Source organism: Acidisoma cellulosilyticum, from assembly GCF_020621385.1.
In the GTDB taxonomy this organism is placed as follows: Bacteria; Pseudomonadota; Alphaproteobacteria; order Acetobacterales; family Acetobacteraceae; genus Acidisoma; species Acidisoma cellulosilyticum.
In genome coordinates this window covers 1-1,324 of record NZ_JAESVA010000040.1, presented here as the reverse complement: position 1 = coordinate 1,324, position 1,324 = coordinate 1, and the positions used below count along the sequence as shown (strand labels likewise).

Annotated in this window: 1 protein-coding gene; it reads right to left on the bottom strand. The window is 59.6% G+C overall.

Annotation, left to right across the window (positions count from 1 at the left end):
* Positions 1 to 45: 45 nt before the first annotated feature.
* Positions 46 to 1,266, bottom strand: a complete 1,221-nt coding sequence (locus ACELLULO517_RS28430; protein ID WP_227310873.1) for an IS256 family transposase — start codon at positions 1,264 to 1,266, stop codon at positions 46 to 48.
* Between the last annotated feature and the right edge of the window lie 58 nt (positions 1,267 to 1,324).

Here is a 1,324-nt window from a genome sequence, read left to right as displayed (position 1 = left end):
GGGAGTGTCAGGAATTTCGTGTTTGGCCGGTGCTGTCGAACATTGCTATGCGGCTGCCCGTTTGAGGCGTTCGCCGAACATGACAGCAAACTGAGCCTTTGCCATGGACCATTCACGCGGTGGCATAATCCATTTTTTCTCGGCGCGGTTCAAGACCAGATAGAGAAGCTTGAGAGCCGCTTCGTCAGTTGGGAAGTGCCCCCTGGCCCGAACGGCGCGTCGAAGTTTTGAGTTAAGAGCCTCTATGGCATTCGTGGTGTAGATCAGCCTGCGAACATCCGTGGGGAAGGCAAAGAACGGGATGACTTCGGGCCAAACCCGCCGCCACGCCATACCGATGGCGGGATATTTTTGCCCCCAGAAGCCAGCCTCAAAAGCGGCGAGCGCGGCCTCGGCGGCCGGCGCATTGACCGCCCTGTAGATATCCTTCAAGGCTCCGGCCACGACCTTGCGGTCCTTGTAGGAGACGAAGTCCAAGCTGCCACGGAGCAGATGGACGATGCAGGTTTGAACCGTGGCCTCCGGGAAGACTGCCGTTATCGCCTCGGGAAAGCCCTTGAGGCCGTCGACCACGGCGAGCAGAATGTCATCAACGCCGCGGTTGCGTAGCTCGTTCATCACCCGCAGCCAGAACTTAGCGCCCTCGTTCTGCTCCAGCCAAAGTCCGAGTATTTCTTTGCCACCATCGTGTCTGACGCCGAGAGCGATATGCACGGCCTTGTTGCGAACCAGACCCTCATCGCGGATTTTGACCCGCAAGGCGTCGAAGAAAACCAGCGGATAGACCGGCTCCAGAGGACGGGCCTGCCAGGCGGCGATCTCATCAAGAACGGCATCCGTTACCGTGCTGATCAGGTCCGGCGACACGTCGATCCCGTAGAGATCGCGTAGATGACCGACAATCTCCCGGTTGCTCATCCCGCGCGCATACATCGAGATGATCTTGTCATCGAAGCCGGGGAACCGGCGCTGGTATTTGGCGATCAGCTGGGGATCAAAGCTCGACTGCCGATCCCGAGGGATCTCCAGCTCCAACCGGCCTGTGTCGGTCGTAACAATCTTGCGGCCGTAGCCATTACGGCCGTTCTCAACCCCGCCTTCTCCGCCGAGATGGTGGTCCATCTCCGCGTTCAGCACCCGTTCCGCCAGGGCCTTCTTCAACCCATCCAAAAGGCCGCCGGGGTCAAAGGCGGTCTTCGCCTCCGCTCCCGCCAGCAGTTGGTCCAATATCGCATCAGGAATCGCAGGCTCTTTGCGGCGTGCCATCGGGCTTCTCCTTCTTTCCCACTATGCACCGGCCAAACACGAAATTCCTGACACTCCC

Coding starts and splice junctions, on each gene's coding strand:
- ACELLULO517_RS28430 (WP_227310873.1), bottom strand. CDS start 1,266: ATGGCACGCCGCAAAGAGCCTGCGATTCCTGATGCGATATTGGACCAA.